General features: G+C 63.0%; 14 protein-coding genes. 9 read left to right on the forward strand and 5 right to left on the reverse strand.

Annotation, left to right across the window (positions count from 1 at the left end; genetic code table 11):
• Positions 1-525 precede the first annotated feature (525 nt).
• Positions 526-984, forward strand: coding sequence for an REP-associated tyrosine transposase (locus F8N96_RS34285; protein ID WP_150801559.1), 459 nt, complete (start codon positions 526-528; stop codon positions 982-984).
• A gap of 429 nt (positions 985-1,413) precedes the next feature.
• Here the strand turns inward: F8N96_RS34285 and F8N96_RS34290 are convergent, their stop codons facing one another.
• Both F8N96_RS34290 and F8N96_RS34295 read right to left on the reverse strand, forming a co-directional pair.
• The gene (locus F8N96_RS34290; protein ID WP_150801560.1) at positions 1,414-1,959 is read right to left on the reverse strand and encodes a cytochrome b; all 546 of its coding nucleotides are present in this window, start codon (positions 1,957-1,959) and stop codon (positions 1,414-1,416) included.
• Complete coding sequence (locus tag F8N96_RS34295) at positions 1,956-3,041, reverse strand: catalase family peroxidase (RefSeq protein ID WP_150801561.1); 1,086 nt, start codon at positions 3,039-3,041, stop codon at positions 1,956-1,958. Before F8N96_RS34295 ends, F8N96_RS34290 begins: the two co-directional genes overlap by 4 nt.
• A 156-nt stretch (positions 3,042-3,197) precedes the next feature.
• On the opposite strand from F8N96_RS34295, the gene F8N96_RS34300 reads away from it, so the two are divergent.
• The 4 genes from F8N96_RS34300 (at position 3,198) to F8N96_RS34315 (ending at position 7,598) form a co-directional block, all read left to right on the forward strand.
• On the forward strand, positions 3,198-3,704 hold the full coding sequence (locus tag F8N96_RS34300; RefSeq protein ID WP_150765050.1) for a sigma-70 family RNA polymerase sigma factor: 507 nt from the start codon (positions 3,198-3,200) through the stop codon (positions 3,702-3,704).
• Positions 3,701-4,453 (forward strand): anti-sigma factor family protein, encoded by a 753-nt coding sequence (locus F8N96_RS34305; protein ID WP_150801562.1) that lies wholly within the window; start codon positions 3,701-3,703, stop codon positions 4,451-4,453. The genes F8N96_RS34300 and F8N96_RS34305 overlap by 4 nt, the downstream gene beginning before the upstream one ends.
• 500 nt (positions 4,454-4,953) lie before the next feature.
• On the forward strand, positions 4,954-6,078 hold the full coding sequence (gene zapE / locus F8N96_RS34310; RefSeq protein WP_150801563.1) for a cell division protein ZapE: 1,125 nt from the start codon (positions 4,954-4,956) through the stop codon (positions 6,076-6,078).
• 209 nt (positions 6,079-6,287) lie between these two features.
• Complete coding sequence (locus F8N96_RS34315) at positions 6,288-7,598, forward strand: leucine-rich repeat-containing protein kinase family protein (RefSeq protein ID WP_150801564.1); 1,311 nt, start codon at positions 6,288-6,290, stop codon at positions 7,596-7,598.
• Between the two features lie 303 nt (positions 7,599-7,901).
• Here the strand turns inward: F8N96_RS34315 and F8N96_RS34320 are convergent, their stop codons facing one another.
• Positions 7,902-8,606 (reverse strand): YebC/PmpR family DNA-binding transcriptional regulator, encoded by a 705-nt coding sequence (locus F8N96_RS34320; protein ID WP_150765046.1) that lies wholly within the window; start codon positions 8,604-8,606, stop codon positions 7,902-7,904.
• 230 nt (positions 8,607-8,836) lie between these two features.
• Between F8N96_RS34320 and F8N96_RS34325 the strand changes: the two genes are divergently transcribed.
• Positions 8,837-10,252 carry a type VI secretion system Vgr family protein gene (locus tag F8N96_RS34325; RefSeq protein WP_150801565.1) on the forward strand — a complete coding sequence of 472 codons (1,416 nt, stop codon included), beginning with the start codon at positions 8,837-8,839 and terminating at the stop codon, positions 10,250-10,252.
• 2 nt (positions 10,253-10,254) lie between these two features.
• Here the strand turns inward: F8N96_RS34325 and F8N96_RS34330 are convergent, their stop codons facing one another.
• Positions 10,255-11,601 carry an MFS transporter gene (locus F8N96_RS34330; protein ID WP_150801566.1) on the reverse strand — a complete coding sequence of 449 codons (1,347 nt, stop codon included), beginning with the start codon at positions 11,599-11,601 and terminating at the stop codon, positions 10,255-10,257.
• A 141-nt stretch (positions 11,602-11,742) separates the two neighbouring features.
• Here F8N96_RS34330 and F8N96_RS34335 point away from each other — a divergent pair, with 141 nt between their 5' ends.
• Positions 11,743-12,615 carry a LysR family transcriptional regulator gene (locus tag F8N96_RS34335; protein ID WP_150801567.1) on the forward strand — a complete coding sequence of 291 codons (873 nt, stop codon included), beginning with the start codon at positions 11,743-11,745 and terminating at the stop codon, positions 12,613-12,615.
• 132 nt (positions 12,616-12,747) lie between these two features.
• On the opposite strand, the gene F8N96_RS34340 is transcribed toward F8N96_RS34335, so the two are convergent.
• Positions 12,748-13,605 carry a LysR substrate-binding domain-containing protein gene (locus F8N96_RS34340; protein ID WP_150801568.1) on the reverse strand — a complete coding sequence of 286 codons (858 nt, stop codon included), beginning with the start codon at positions 13,603-13,605 and terminating at the stop codon, positions 12,748-12,750.
• A 109-nt stretch (positions 13,606-13,714) separates the two neighbouring features.
• Between F8N96_RS34340 and F8N96_RS34345 the strand changes: the two genes are divergently transcribed.
• The gene (locus F8N96_RS34345; protein ID WP_150801569.1) at positions 13,715-14,824 is read left to right on the forward strand and encodes a 2-aminoethylphosphonate--pyruvate transaminase; all 1,110 of its coding nucleotides are present in this window, start codon (positions 13,715-13,717) and stop codon (positions 14,822-14,824) included.
• 126 nt (positions 14,825-14,950) lie between these two features.
• Positions 14,951-15,778, forward strand: coding sequence for a phosphonoacetaldehyde hydrolase (phnX, locus tag F8N96_RS34350; protein WP_150801570.1), 828 nt, complete (start codon positions 14,951-14,953; stop codon positions 15,776-15,778).
• Positions 15,779-16,198 lie beyond the last annotated feature (420 nt).

Below are 16,198 nucleotides of genomic sequence, written 5' to 3' on the forward strand. Positions count from 1 at the left end.
GCCAGCTCCTACATGATCAGCGTGTGCAGATGGATTGGGGTCAACGCCACCCCCCCGTCACCTGCCTACAGAAGGATTGCGAAAAACGCCAAACCCTGTAGGAGCCGGCTTGCCGGCGAAGGCGTCTGCATGGGCGATGCAAGACTTGAGGCCGCTTTCGCTGGCAAGCCAGCTCCTACATGATCAGCGTGTGCAGATGGATTGGGGTCAACGCCACCCCCCCGTCACCTGCCTACAGAAGGATTGCGAAAAACGCCAAACCCTGTAGGAGCCGGCTTGCCGGCGAAGGCGTCTGCATGGGCGATGCAAGACTTGAGGCCGCTTTCGCTGGCAAGCCAGCTCCTACATGATCAGCGTGTGCAGATGGATTGGGGTCAACGCCAAACACTGTCACCTGCATACAGAAGGATTGCGAAAAACGCGAGCGAAGGCGGTGCGCTGATACATCCAGACCCAAACTTTTACGGGATTAAATCATCTGCGCGCTAGCCTTATTCATTTCTGCCTGCACAGGAGGGCAAAGGAATGCCCGCTCGTTCCCACGCGAATCAACTGCGCACCGGGCGTTACTCCCAGTCCGGCCAAATCTATCTGCTCACTGCCGTAACCCATTTGCGCGAACCCGTTTTCAGCGATTGGCGAGCGGGACGTTTGGTGGTGGATCAATTTCGTCATGCCCAAACAGAGGGATACGCCGATTCCCTGGCCTGGGTAGTGATGCCCGATCACATTCACTGGCTGGTCGAACTGCAGAACAGCACGCTGGCGCAGTTGATGCTCGCAACTAAATCCCGCAGCGCGAGAGAGATCAATGCTTACCTGGGCCGCTCGGGCCGGTTTTGGCAAAAAGGCTTCCATGATCGCGCGCTCCGCCGTGAGGAAAATCTATTGACGGCGGCCCGTTACGTTGTCGCCAATCCCGTGCGCGCAGGCCTCGTCAGGCGCGTGCAGGATTACCCGTTATGGGATGCGGTTTGGTTGTAGGGCTCGGCTTGCAGGTGAAGGCGTTTTCATGGGTGATGCAAGGCTTGAGGCCGCCTTCGCTGGCAAGCCAGCTCCTACATGATCAACGTGTGCAGATGGATTGCGGTCAACGCCAAATCCTGTCACCGGTGTACAGATGGATTTCGAAAAACGCCGAACCCTGTAGGAGCCGGCTTGCCGGCGAAGGCGTCTGCATGGGCGATGCATGACTTGAGGCCGCTTTCGCTGGCAAGCCAGCTCCTACATGATCAGCGTGTGCAGATGGATTGGGGTCAACGCCAAACACTGTCACCTGCATACAGAAGGATTGCGAAAAACGCCAAACCCTGTAGGAGCCGGCTTGCCGGCGAAGGCGTCTTCATGGGCGATGCATGACTTGAGGCCGCCTTCGCTGGCAAGCCAGCTCCTACAGGGGGGTGCGGTGAGGGTTTAGCCGCGGTCCTTGCCGCGCAACATGCTGTCCAGCACATCATCGCGACGTACCCAGGCGTGGAACAGCGCTGCGGCCAGGTGCAACAACACCGTCAGGAACAATAGATACGCCAGGTAGCCGTGCGCCTTGCGCAGGAACGCAAACAGCTGCGCGTTGGCTGGCACGATCGACGGCAATTGCAGCGAGCTGCTGAGCATCACCGGGTCCCCCGCCGCCGAGATCATCGCCCAGCCCAGCAGCGGCAAGATCAGCATCAAGGCGTACAGCAACAAATGCGAGGCCTTGGCCGCCAGCACTTGCCAGCCCGGCAGGTCCGCCGGCAGCGGCGGCTGTCGCGTGGACAAGCGCACCACGATACGCACGATCACCAGCAACAGAATGGCCACGCCCAAGGGTTTGTGCAGGTTGATCAGCCACTCATGACGTTCGGACACCGAGGCGGCCATGCCCGCGCCGATGAACAGCATGGCAATGACCATCAGCGCCATCAGCCAGTGCAGCAGTCGCGCCAGCGGTGCGAAATGGTTTGGGTGAGCGCTCATTGACCAGACTCCTGTTTAGCGGCGGGCAACTGACTGACTTCACTGGTGCGACGCAGGTAGGATTTGGCGTAACCGGCTGAGCGAGCCGCGAGCAGCGGGTCGTCGGAACCTTCGATGCCGGCGGGCAATACCAGCGGGTCATAGTTGATGTCACGGCATTCGCCATTGAGTTGCGCCTGGGTGCTCTCGAGCACCAGGGTGCCGGCGTTGACGACTTTGCGGCCGGCAGGCCACGCCTTGCTGGCGTCGTTGACCGGGTCGCCGGGGTCGGCCAGGGTGATGTTCAACTGCCAACGCAACGGCCCGGCGGCCATACGCTGCACCAGGTCTTTCTCGAGGAAATCGCCGCCCTCCGGTGCCGTGGCGCCCGGCGCATCCTGCGCCACCGGCACCATGCTCCAGCGCACCGCTTGCCGCTGTCCGGTGGCGTTCACCAGGTAAAACGCGTTGACGCTGTTGTAGGTTTCGGTCACGTAGCTGGCGGACGGCTTGGCGGTTTTGACCCAGGCCAGGAAGGGTGCGGCTTCGGGGTGCGCTCCGAAGAATGCCGGCACGGCGCCAGGATTGGGTTTGCCGGTGGCCGGGTCCGGCGACTGCGCCTGTTGCAGCTGATAGAACGCCTCGGGCGTGCCCACCGGAAACACCGGCATGCTGTTCATCCCGGTGCGCCACTGTTGACCGTTGGCCTGGGTGAATCGCAATGCCAGGCTGCGGATCGGCACGCTGTTGTCCGGCGCATAAGGATTACCGGCCGGCAAGGCGAAACGTCCGACCACCGGGGTTTGCGGCTCATTGAACACCTGGGCGCTGGAGTAGGCACGCGCCTCGCCGCTGCTCTGGAAGTGGCCGATCACGCACACGCCTTTGGAGTGATTACGCCGGAAGCCGGGGTGCACGCCGTTGTTGGTCTCCAGCACATTGATCAGCTTTTTCGGGGTCAGACGTTGTGGATCGAGGGTGCCGTTGACGTAGGCAAAGGCCCCGGCCACGGCGGCGACCACCACGGCAATACCGGCCAGGCGCAACGTCAGGCTCGCGGCACTCAAGGGGGGCCGGGTTGGCGGTGATGAGCGATCTACCATGAAAGACTCCTGGGCCATCGGCCACAAGTGAGAAGAATCAAGCAGACGCACCCGGTGCGGGTTTATTCCATGGGCCGGTGTTTATTTTTTCAGGGGTGGAATAACCTCGGGTGCCGGGCGTCTCCCTAGTCCAGCGTAGTGACTGGTCAGGACTTCATGAACGATATCGACGAACAACTGCGAGACATCATTCCCAGGCTCCGACGTTTCGCGGTGTCCTTGACCCGCAATCCCAGCAGCGCCGACGATCTGGTGCAGGCGTGCCTGGAACGCGCGCTGTCGAGCTGGGGCGACAAACGTCCGGAAGGCGACCTGCGTGCCTGGTTGTTTTCGATTCTGTACCGGCAGTTTCTCGATGCGCACCGGCGCTCCCGGCGTTATGCGCGGATGCTCGAATTCTTTACCGGCCGCGATGATGCGCAGCCCTCGGTCGAGCGCACGGTGATCGCGCAATCGACCTTGCAGGCCTTCGATCAGCTCAACACCGAGCAACGCGCCCTGCTGCTCTGGGTCTCGGTCGAGGGCTTGAGCTACAAGGAGGTCGCCGAGATCCTCGACGTCCCCGTCGGCACCGTGATGTCGCGCCTGTCCCGGGCGCGCCAGGCCTTGCGCCAACTCAGCGATGGCGAAATCGCCCGTCCTTCCCTGCGGAGACTCAAATGATCAGCATGCCCCCAAGCGAGCGGGACCTGCACGCCTATATCGACCACCAATTGAGCGATGACGAGCGACGTCAGGTGGAGACCTTTCTGGCCAGCAACGCTGAAGTGGCGGCCCGGGTACGGGCCTGGCAGCAGGACGCCCAACAATTGCGCGCCGCCCTGGGTGGCGCCTTGCAGCGGCCGGCCAACCCGGACCTCGACCCGGCGCTGATTCGCCAGCGCCGCACACGGCAATCCCGTCGTCACCTGGCCAGCGCCGCGGTGCTGTTGATCGCGGTCAGCGTCGGCGGGTTCAGCGGTTGGCAGGCGCGGGAGATGACCCTGGCCGGTGCCCCGCTGCCGATGACCGATGCCCTGCAAGCCTATCGCCTGATTGCCCAGCAAGGCCTGCTGCCGGCTGACTACAAGGCCGGCGACGATGGCGATATGCAGGGCTGGCTCGACCGCTATTTCACCCAGGCCAATCGCTTGCCTGACCTCTCCGCCGCGGGCTTCAAGCCGGCCAGCGGGCGCTTGCTCAGCACCGAGCAGGGGCCGGCCGCGATGGTGGTGTATGAGGATCAGGGCGGGCACAAGGTCAGCTTTTACGTACGGCCACCAGGGCCGAAAAACTTCCTGCTGCCCCGGGGCAGTCGCCGCGATGGCGAGTTGCAGGCGGAGTATTGGTCGGGGGGTGGGTATAACTATGCGATGGTCAGCCCAAGCGACACACCGGCGGCGCAGATGCTCAGGCAGACCGTGCAGTTCTGACCCCACGACCAGCTCCTATGCACAGATGGATTGTGGTCAACGCCAAACACTGTGTGTAGGAGCCGGCTTGCTGGCGAAGGCGTCTGCATGGGCGGTGCAAGGCTGGAGGCAGCCTTCGCTGGCAAGCCAGCTCCTACAGGGATCACCGGTGTACCGATGGATTGTGGTCAACGCCAAACCCTGTATGTAGGAGCCGGCTTGCTGGCGAAGGCGTCTGCATGGGCGGTGCAAGGCTGGAGGCAGCCTTCGCTGGCAAGCCAGCTCCTACAGGGATCACCGGTGTACCGATGGATTGTGGTCAACGCCAAACACTGTGTGTAGGAGCCGGCTTGCTGGCGAAGGCGTCTGCATGGGCGCTGCAAGGCTGGAGGCAGCCTTCGCTGGCAAGCCAGCTCCTACAGGGGGGCCGCGTTCGGCGCAGTGGTCGGGTCGTTCGCCCTTTGGTTACACTACGCCGCCGCTCGGGGGAGCTGGCCTGACCATTACGGGGTGACATCACAGTGGCCGTTCGACCGCCCAACCGTTCGCGACTCAAAGCAAGCTGGCCTGCGCTGCGCCGCTTGTTTGGCAAGGCATCGCCTGCCTGCGGCACCGCGACCGGTCGCGTCATCCACGATTACTTTCGCCACCAGGCGCATGCCCAGGGCTACACCCTCAGCCACAGCCAGCAGCGCGTGATCGACTGCATGGCGCAGCACGCCACGACGCTGCTCGGTTCATCGGCGCACACCCTGCCCGGCCTGTACCTGCATGGCGCTGTGGGGCGGGGCAAGAGCTGGCTGCTCGACGGGTTTTTCCAGGCCCTGCCGATCGCGGAAAAACAGCGTCTGCACTTCCATGAGTTCTTTGCGCAATTGCATCAAGGCATGTTCAGTCATCGCGACCAGCCGGATGCGCTGGCGGCCACGCTCGACGTGCTGCTGCTCGACTGCCGGGTGCTGTGTTTCGACGAATTTCACGTTCACGACATCGGCGATGCGATGCTCATCACGCGGCTGTTCAAGGCGCTGTTCCGCCGGGGCATCCTGCTGTTGGTCACCTCCAATTACCCCCCCGAGGGCCTGCTGCCCAACCCGCTGTACCATGCGCGCTTCAAACCGGTGATCGACCTGATCAACGCGCGCATGCAGGTCATGGAGGTCGGCGGCCCCCATGACTACCGAAGTCAGGTGCGAACCCACACCCAGCAGCTGTTCACCCAGGGCCATTACGTCTGGCCGGCCACGCTGGCGCAACGCCAGGCCTTGAACCTGCCCGAGCCGAACGCTCCGGCCATTACGCTGCCCGTCGGCACACGGCATCTGCGGGCCCGGTACTGTGAAGGGCGCACCATTGGCTTTACCTTCGACGACCTGTGCGACCACCCCACGGCGGTCATGGATTACCTGGAGCTGTGCCGGCGTTTCGATCACTGGGTCATCGATGAATTGCCCAGTCTGGCTGAGTGTTCGATTGCGGCTCAGCAGCGGTTTATCAATCTGGTGGATGTTCTGTACGACCAGGACAAGCATCTGGTGCTGCTGGGACAGCGGCCGTTGCGGGAAAGCCTGGGGGGCGATGCGATTGATCTGGCGCGGACGCGGAGCCGGTTGGGGCAGTTGGTGGAAGTAAGGGGTGTGGGCTGATCAGTTTTTTTCGGTGTGGCTGCCGGCCTCTTCGCCGGCAAGCCGGTCTCGCTCCCACAGTTGACCGGGTTGCCTGGACGGACACGGTCCAATGTAGGAGCTGGCTTGCCAGCGAAGGCGGCCGGACAGTCACCACACCTTTTTGCCGCTATCATGTCGCCCATTCCCAGGGCACCGCGCCCTCCCCTCGATCAATAGCGAATCTGTTCATGGACACCCTTGCCCAACTGCGCGCCGGCCAACTGTCGGGCATCACCCGCCTCGATCTCGCCTGCGACCTGACGGAGTTTCCCCGGGAGATCTTCGACCTGGCCGACTCGCTGGAAGTGCTCAACCTCAGCGGCAACGCCTTGACCCGACTGCCGGACGACTTGCATCGGCTCCGCCATTTGCGGGTGCTGTTCTGCTCGGACAACCGGTTCACCGAACTCCCCGCCTGCCTTGGCCAGTGTGCCGCGCTGACCATGGTCGGCTTCAAGGCCAATCGCATAGAGACAGTGCCAGGTGCCGCGCTACCACCGCTGTTGCGGTGGCTGATCCTGACCGACAACCACATCAGCGAGCTGCCGACCGAGTTGGGTGAACGCCCGCACCTGCAAAAACTGATGCTAGCCGGCAACCGCTTGCAGCGTTTGCCCGACAGCCTGGCTCATTGTCATCGACTCGAGCTGATCCGCATCGCCGCTAACCGGCTGACCGAACTGCCCGAGTGGTTGCTGACCCTGCCGAGCCTGGCCTGGCTGGCCTACGCCGGTAACCCGCTGGAAACCGAAGCCGATGCGGCCGCCCTTGAATCGGTCGCGAGCATCCCCTGGTCGGCACTGCGCCTGGAGCAGCAACTGGGCGAAGGTGCTTCGGGGGTGATTCATCGCGCCACTTGGGAACGGCCGGGCCAGCCGGCCACTCAGGTCGCGGTCAAACTCTATAAAGGCGAAATGACCAGCGATGGCTCGCCGTTGCATGAGATGAACGCCTGCATCACCGCAGGCTGCCACCCCCATCTGATCAGGATCGAAGGGCGGATCGTCGAGCACCCGCAAGCGCAGGCCGGGCTGGTGATGGCGCTGGTCGATCCGGTGTACCGCAACCTGGCGGGACTGCCGAGCCTGGAATCCTGCAGCCGGGACGTCTACGCCAGCGATACCCGGTTCAACGCGGCTGTGGCGTTGCGGATCGCCAGCGGCATCGCTTCGGCCGCCGAACACTTGCACCGCCAGGGCATCACCCACGGCGACCTGTATGGCCACAATATTCTGTGGCACGAGGGCGATTGCCTGTTGGGGGACTTTGGTGCGGCGTCGTTTCATGCCACCGCGGATACCTTTGAAAGCCGCGCATTGCAACGGATCGAGGTGCGGGCGTTCGGCATTCTGCTGGGGGAACTGCTGGAGCGGATCGAGTCGGGGGTGAGTGATGAAGGGCGTGAGCGGTTGGAGGATTTGCAGCGGCGTTGCTGTCAGCCGCAGGTGCTGGCGCGGCCTGGGTTCGACGAGATTGTGCGGGAGTTGAAAAATCTGTGACCGCTTCGCGGTCATTCGCGAGCAGGCTCGCTCCCACAATGATGCCGTTCACTGTAGGAGCGAGCTTGCTCCGGGCGGCGTTCCGACGATGGTCGTTAACGATGACGCATACTTACAGGCTAAACGCGGCGCTCTGTAGGAGCGAGCTTGCTCGCGATGGTCGTTAACGATGACACGTGTTTACTGGCTAAACGCGCCGTTCCTGTTGACCGCGGCGCTCTTTAGTCCTTCGCGAGCAAGCTCGCTCCTACAGGATTTGGTGCACACCGGTAGGAGTTGTCGCAGGCTGCGATTTTTTGATGTTTAGCCCGCCAACCCGACAAACATATCCTGCACATCATCATGGTTGTCCAGGCCTTCGAGGAACGCCTCGACTTCAGCCATCTGCTCGTCGCTCAGGCCGCTGACCGGGTTCTTCGGCTGGTAGCCCAGCTTGGCCGACAACACCGTGAAACCTTGTTCCGGCAGTGCTTTCTGTACCGCGTCCAGGTCCGCAGGCTCGGTCAGGAACAGGGTCGCGCCGTCTTCACCCGCCTCGAAATCCTGGGCGCCGGCTTCGATCGCGGCCATTTCCGGATCGGCGTCCGGGCTGTCCGGGGACGCCTCGATCATGCCGACGTGGTTGAAGTCCCAGGCCACCGAACCGGAAGCGCCGAGCTGGCCCTTGCGGAACGCGACGCGGATTTCAGCGACGGTGCGGTTGATGTTGTCGGTCACGCATTCAACGATCAGCGGCACCTGATGCGGGGCGAAGCCTTCGTAGGTCACGCGATGGTATTGCACGGTTTCGCCCAGCTGGCCCGAGCCTTTCTTGATCGCACGTTCCAGGGTTTCCCGGGGCATCGACGCCTTTTTCGCCTGCTCGACCACCAGCCGCAGGTGCGCGTTGGTTGCCACATCGGCACCGTTGCGCGCGGCGATGGTGATTTCTTTCACCAGTTTGCCGAAAATCTTGCCCTTGGCGTTGGATGCCGCTTCTTTGTGTTTAACCTTCCACTGTGCGCCCATTACTCACTCTCTTATCTGTGGCGCCGAGACATCTATTGGCCGACGCTTTGCGCAAGTTTATACGGCCTAAAGTTGGCAATCGACCAAAAAATCCACCCGTTCGATCGGGTCATGAATCGACATCTTCACCAGTGTTTGTAGGGCGTTTCTGAATCGTCGATTTGCGGTGACTATAAAGGGCCGTGGTTTCGTACCCTCCTCGCCTGTATTCCATGGCAGAAGCGCATTCGATGCTCAACGACAAGGAAAGCCCCTTCACCCTGACACTGCTCGAGGACGATTTGAGTTTTCGGGTGGTGCAGTTCAGCGGGCATGAAGCCCTCAACCAGCCCTATCGATTCGAGGTCGAGGTGATCGGCCTGCCGCCGGCCATGCCCTTCGACCAGTTGTTGCAGCAGCCGCTGTTCCTCAGCCTGGGGCATGGCCAGGGCTTTCACGGCATCCTCCACAGCGCCAGTCGCGACTACCGCGGTGCGCAACAGGTCGGTTACACACTGGTGCTGGTGCCCTACCTGCAGGCACTGGACCGCAACAGCCGCCGCCGGGTCTTCCATGACCTCAGCGTGCCGATGATCCTGCGCCAGTTGCTGGAGGAACATGAACTGCCCGCCGACAGCTTTCGCTTCGAGCTGGCGAACGGGCACTATCCGCTGCGGCCGTTTTGCATCCAGTACGAGGAGAGCGACCTGGGGTTGCTGCAGCGCCTGTGCGAGGAAGAAGGCATTCACTATCACTTCGAACATCACCGTGACGGGCATGTGCTGGTGTTGGCCGACGACAGCTTGAGTTTCCCCCAGGAGCCGCTGTTGACGCCTTTCCTGGCGAACGCCCCGCTGGACACTACGGGGCCGACGATCAATGAGTTGTTTCAGCGCCATGACGCCCTGCCCTCGCACCCGCGAAGGGAGGCCAGCAACCGTGGCGCGCCGAATGCCGGCGATGGCGCGGCCAACCATGCCTTCGGCAAGACTGCGCCGAGGATGCCCAGGCCCGATGCCGAGCAGGACCGACGCAGCCGCCGACAGTTGCAGCGCCTGCGTTGCCTGCAACAACAGGTCCATGGCCAAAGCAATCAGAGGGCCCTGCGCAGCGCGCGGATCCTCCAGGTGATGGAGCATCCGCTCGCCTGTTTCAACGAGCAATGGCTGCTCACCGAGACCCGCCACCAGGGGCGACAGCCTTCGAATCCGGCCTCGGACAGCAGCACCCTGGTGTATCGCAACCGGTTCAGCGCCATTCCCTGGTCAACGGAATTCCGCCCGGCGTTGAAACAGCCCAGGCCGACCATTCCGGGCTATCAGCCAGCCCGGGTGCTGGGCCCGGCCGGGCAACCGCCGGCGCTGGACGATCACGGCCGGGTCCAGGTCAGGCTGTGGCCGACGACCCACACCGATGCGGATGAGTCCGTCGGCCTCTGGCTGCCGCTCGTCGTGACGACGCCGCACGGCTGGATCGATCCCGGCAGATTGCCGAAGGCCGGCAGCGAGGTGTTCATCAGTTTTCTCGACAGCGATCCGGACCGGCCGGTGCTCTGTGTCGGCCTGGGGCAGATTCACCCGCCTGAACCTGCCCGCCCCCGTGAACCGCGCGGCGATACTCGCTTGTTGCTTGACTGGTTGATGAATCCCTCGGACCTCACGCGCTGATATCAGCCCTTATGGCCTTGCCCTGATGCCTGCAGGGGTTTTACGCGCAGCGGCCGATTCGGCACGGCGGCACTTGCGGCAAGCAGGGCAGCCGGGCGGCTGTTCCAGTGCGGGATCAACACCAGCGCGGAGAACATCGCGCAGCCGGCGAAGACGATGAACACGGTCACGGAATCGAAATAGCCCGGCAGCAACCCACCGAGAATCGCCCCGACCGAGCCGCAGCCGTTGACGAACCCGGCGGCCGTCGCGCCCGCCTTGGCGGTGCCGAAATCGATGGCGGCCGCGCCGCTGATCATGGAGTCCGGTCCGTACAAGGTCAGGCCCATGACAAACAGCAGGGCGACCACCAACATCACGCTGCCGGTGTGCAGTGCGCCCATGAACAGCGCCAGGGTCAGGGTCAGCGCCAGCAGACTGATCACGCAGGCCGGCATGCGCCGGGCGCCGAACAGTTTGTCGGAGGCCAGGCCCAGCAGGATCGGCCCGAGCAACCCGGCCAGTTCGAACGCGGTCGGAATGATCGCCGCGCCGACCTTGCCCACCGAGGGCATCTGCTCGAAGACGATCACCGGGCCCCAGAGCAGGATCGCGTAGCGCGCCGGTTTCAGCAGAAAGTAGGCCAGCCCCAACACCAGCACCGTGCGGTTGCGCAGGATTTCCCGCAGCGGTTCGAGGACGCTGATTCTGCTTTGCGCGCAGGCCTCGTCGGCGGTCAATTCGGGCTCGGGTTCTACCGCCGGCAGGCCGACGTCCTCGGGTTTGTTGCGCTGGAAAATGAAGAACAGCAACGCCACCAGGCCGACCACCGCCGCGCTGGAAATGAACGCCGCGTGCCAGCTGCCGATCAGGGTGTAGGCCCACCAGCCGGCGAACGGCGAGGCCACCAGGCCGCCGAAGGCGTAGCAGGAACTCCATAGCCCCAGCACCCGCCCGCGCTGCTCGGCGGGGAAAAAGCTGCCGATGTTCTTGCACAACCCCGACCATCCCGTGGACTGCGCCAGGCCCTGGATCAACATGCAGGTGGCGAAGATCGGCAAGGTGGCGAAGCTGCCCATCACCAGCGCCGCGGCCGCGGAAATCACCAGGCCGCCCAGCACCACGACCCTTGGGCCGAAGCGGTCGGCGAGAATGCCCCAGGTGAATTGGCCGATGGCGTAGGCGGCCAGGTAGATGGCGTCGAGGTTGGCCATGGCCATTTTGTCGAGGGTGAACCCGGGGTCTTCGGCGATCCCCAGTTTGGCCACGGAAAAGGCTTTGCGGGTGAAATAGAACGCGGCATACGCGAGCCAGGTGATCACGAAGATCTGCACGCGCCAACGTTTGAGGCTGCCGATTGGGTTGTTCATTGCGGTTCTGACCTCATGGCCACCGATGCTGTTCGACTGACCAGTCACCGGGGCTGGGGTCGATAAAATCAATTACTGATTAATAAGTGAAATCGATTTATCGTATTTCCAATACAAGTTCAGCTTGTTACTGGAGGTTCGATGTCGGTTTCCCACGCCCAGCTCAAAGCCTTCCACGCCGTGGCCGTTCACGGAAGCTTCACCCGTGCCGCCGAGCGGCTATTTCTCACGCAACCGGCGATTTCCGACCAAGTGCGCAAACTCGAAGAGCGCTTCGGGGTGTTGCTGTTCCACCGCAACAAGCGCTCGGTGCGCCTGACCGACCTGGGCGAGCGCCTGTTGAGCGTCACTCAGCGCCTGTTTGTGATCGAGGCCGAGGCCCAGGAGTTGCTGCAAGCCTCCCAGGCGCTGCAGACCGGCAGCCTGATTCTGGCGGTGGATGCGCCGGTGCATGTGCTGCCCCAGATCGCCCGCTTCTGCGAGCGCTACCCCGGCATCAGCGTGAAGATCGAAACCGGCAATACCGATGAATCGCTGTTTCGGTTGTTCAATTATCAGGCTGACCTGGCGTTGCTGGGACGGGATGTCAGCGACGAACGGCTGATCTGTGTGCCGCTGCGCAATGACCCGATGGTGGCGTTTGTTTCGCGCCATCATCCGTGGGCCGACCGCGAGTCCATCTGCCTGGCGGACCTGGACGACACGCCGCTGGTGCTGCGGGAAACAGGCTCGGTGACGCGCCAGACCCTGGAAGAGGAAATGGCCCGGGCCGGGTTTCGCATCCGCCCGGCGATCGAGGTCGAAGGCCGGGAAGCGGCGCGTGAGGCGGTGGTGGTGGGGATTGGCGTCGGGGTGGTGTCGGCGGCCGAGTTTGGCGCGGATTCGCGGGTGTGTGCGTTGCCGATTACCGATTGCACACGGCGATTGACCGAGACCCTGGTGTGCTTGCGCGAACAGAGTTCGCGGCGGGTGGTGGCGACGTTTCTGGAGATGGTACGCGAGAGTCTGGAATAGGCAGGCCCGGCCCCTCCCATGATCGTTCCTACGCTCCGCGTGGGAATGCGGCCCGGGACGCTCCGCGTCCCAAAGCGGACGCAGAGCGTCCATTGAGGCGTTCCCACGCAGAGCGTGGGAACGATCACCCTACTAGGGTGCCAACTCGAAGAACGCCTGAATCAAGCGCAAATCCCGCCGCCGTTCCACGCACCCCATCATGTGCCGATTCACCAACCCCTCGCCGATGACCGGCACCGCCACCACCCGCGGGTCATGGCTGACTTCCACCGACGACACCACGCCCACCCCCAGTTCCGCCGCCACGGCTTCGGTCACCGCTTCACGGCTGTCCAGCTCGAGCAACACCCGCGGGTTGACCTTCGCCTGGGCGCACGCCTCATCGAACGTACGCCGGGTGATCGAACCCGGCTCGCGCAACACCATGATCACCTGGTCCAGCGCCTTGAGCGGCACGCCCGTCAGTTGCTGTGCCCACGGATGACCTGCAGGCACCAGCGCGCAGATGCGTGATTCACTCAAGGCCTGCAGATGCAAGCCCTTGCGCGGCTCGACCTCGGTCAGTACCGCCACATCGGCATGCTCCGACAGCAACGCCGCCAGGGTTTCCTGGGCATTGCCCAGCCGCAGGTTCACGGTGATCCCCGGGTACCGCGCGCGCAGGCTGGCCAGCATCGGCATGACCATGTGCGGCCCGTCCGCCGCCACTTCCAGGCGCCCGGTGAGCAACTGCCGGTTGGCTTCGAGCATCACTTGCGCTTCTTCTGCCAGGCCGAACATGGCCCGGGTGATCGCGGCCAGTTTGGTGCCCTCTTCCGTCAACTCCACCCTTCGCGCGGTGCGGCGCAACAAGGTGATCTGGTAGTGCTCCTCCAGCGCCTTGATGTGGCCGGTGACCGCCGGTTGGCTGATGAACAGCCGCGCGGCGGCCCGGGTAAAGCTGCCCTCGCGGGCGACGGCATCGAACGCGCGGAGCTGGAACAGGTTCATGAATAACTCTCACTGATGGCTGGCATAACAACAAACAATTTGATTGATAGCTCGGCAAATTGCAATTTAGGCCCCGTAGCTTGACCCCATCGATTGCGAGGACACGAGAATGAGTACTGCCGAACCCATCCTGCTCACCCCCGGCCCGTTGACGACTTCGGCCCGCACCCGCCAAGCGATGATGGTCGACTGGGGTTCATGGGATGACCGCTTCAACCAGCTGACCGCCAGCCTCTGCGAGCAACTGCTGGCGATCATCAACGGCGGCGCCAGCCACCACTGCGTGCCCCTGCAAGGCAGCGGCACCTTCGCGGTCGAAGCGGCGATCGGCACCCTGGTGCCCCGGGACGGCAAAGTCCTGGTGCTGATCAACGGCGCCTATGGCAAACGCCTGGCGAAAATCTGCGAAGTGCTCGGGCGCTCCTTCAGCACCTTTGAAACCGCCGAGGACGAACCGACTACCGCCGCCGACGTCGACCGCCTGCTGCACGCCGACCCCGCCATCACTCACATCGCACTGATTCACTGCGAAACCAGCACTGGCATCCTCAACCCGTTGCCGGAGATTGCGCACGTCATCGCGCAACACGGCAAACGCCTGATCATCGACGCCATGAGCTCCTTTGGCGCGCTGCCGATCGACGCGCAACAGGTGCCGTTCGACGCGCTGATCGCCGCCTCGGGCAAATGCCTGGAAGGCGTACCGGGCATGGGCTTCGTCTTCGCACGCAAGGAAGCCCTGGCCAATGCCGCCGGCAACTCGCACTCCCTGGCGATGGACTTGTTCGACCAGCACAGCTACATGGCCAAGACCGGCCAGTGGCGTTTCACCCCGCCGACCCACGTGGTCGCCGCGCTGCACGAAGCGCTGCTGCAATACAACGAAGAAGGGGGGTTGCCGGCCCGGCATCAGCGCTACGCCAACAATTGTCAGGTGCTGCTCGATGACATGGCCAAGCTCGGGCTGCGCAGCTTCCTGCCCGCCGCGATCCAGGCGCCGATCATTGTCACCTTCCATGCGCCGAAAGATCCGCGCTATCAGTTCAAGGAATTCTACGAACGGGTCAAGGCCAAGGGTTTCATCCTCTACCCTGGCAAATTGACCCAGGTCGAGACCTTCCGCGTCGGCTGCATCGGCCACGTCAACCAGGCCGAGATGCACGCGGCCGTGGCGGCGGTGGCTGAAGTGCTGCGCGAGATGGAAGTGCTGGAAATCTGAACCAACAGACACCGCCGTCCCCTGTAGGAGCGAGGCTTGCCCGCGAACACAGGCGACGCGGTCTATCAGTCAACCTCGTCATCGTTCGTTCGCGGGCAAGCCTCGCTCCTACAAGGGATACGTCACATGAACTACGCAAACCCAACCAAACTCCAGGCCGCCATCCTCGACTGGGCCGGCACCGTGGTCGACTTCGGCTCCTTCGCCCCCACCCAGATTTTCGTCGAGGCCTTTGCCGAGTTCGACGTCCAGGTCTCCATCGAAGAAGCCCGCGGGCCGATGGGCATGGGCAAATGGGACCACATCCGGACCCTGTGCGATCAACCGCAGGTGGCCGAACGTTATCGCACCGTGTTCGGCCGCACGCCGACCGATGATGACGTCACCGCCATCTACAAGCGCTTCATGCCCTTGCAGATAGAGAAAATCGCCGAGCATTCGGCGCTGATTCCCGGCGCCCTGGACACCATCGCCAACCTGCGCCAGCAAGGCATCAAGATTGGCTCTTGCTCCGGCTATCCGAAGCAGGTCATGGACAAGGTGGTCGAACTGGCCGCCACCAACGGTTACGTGGCCGATCACGTGGTCGCCACCGACGAAGTGCCCAACGGCCGCCCATGGCCGGCCCAGGCCCTGGCCAATGTAATCGCCCTCGGGATCGATGATGTCGCGGCCTGCGTGAAGATCGACGACACCGTGCCGGGCATTCTCGAAGGCCGTCGCGCCGGCATGTGGACGGTGGCGCTGATCTGCTCGGGCAACGCGCTGGGCCTGGACTACGAAGGTTATCGCGCCCTCGGCAGCGACCAACTGGCCAGCGAACGCAAGCGTATCCACGGGATGTTCGAAGGTTCGCGCCCGCACTACATGATCGACACCATCACCGACTTGCCGCAAGTGATCGCCGACATCAACCAGCGCCTGGCCAATGGCGAAATGCCGCAAAGCAGCTGATCGCCGCCCCCCCCTGTAGGAGCTGGCTTGCCAGCGAAAGCGTCAGACCAGTCAACATTTACGTTGAATGTGATGGCCTCTTCGCTGGCAAGCCAGCTCCTACAGTGCTTGCGAAGGCGTCAGACCAGTCAACATTTATGTTGAATGTGATGGCCTCTTCGCTGGCAAGCCAGCTCCTACAGTGCTCGCGAAGGCGTCAGACCAGTCAACATTTATGTTGAATGTGATGGCCTCTTCGCTGGCAAGCCAGCTCCTACAGTGCTCGCGAAGGCGTCAGACCAGTCAACATTTACGTTGAATGTGATGGCCTCTTCGCTGGCAAGCCAGCTCCTACAGTGCTCGCGAAGGCGTCAGACCAGTCAACATTTACGTTGAATGTGATGGCCTCTTCGCTGGCAAGCCAGCTCCTACAGTGCTCGC

The organism is Pseudomonas fluorescens, assembly GCF_902497855.1.
Taxonomy (GTDB): Bacteria; Pseudomonadota; Gammaproteobacteria; order Pseudomonadales; family Pseudomonadaceae; genus Aquipseudomonas; species Aquipseudomonas fluorescens_BI.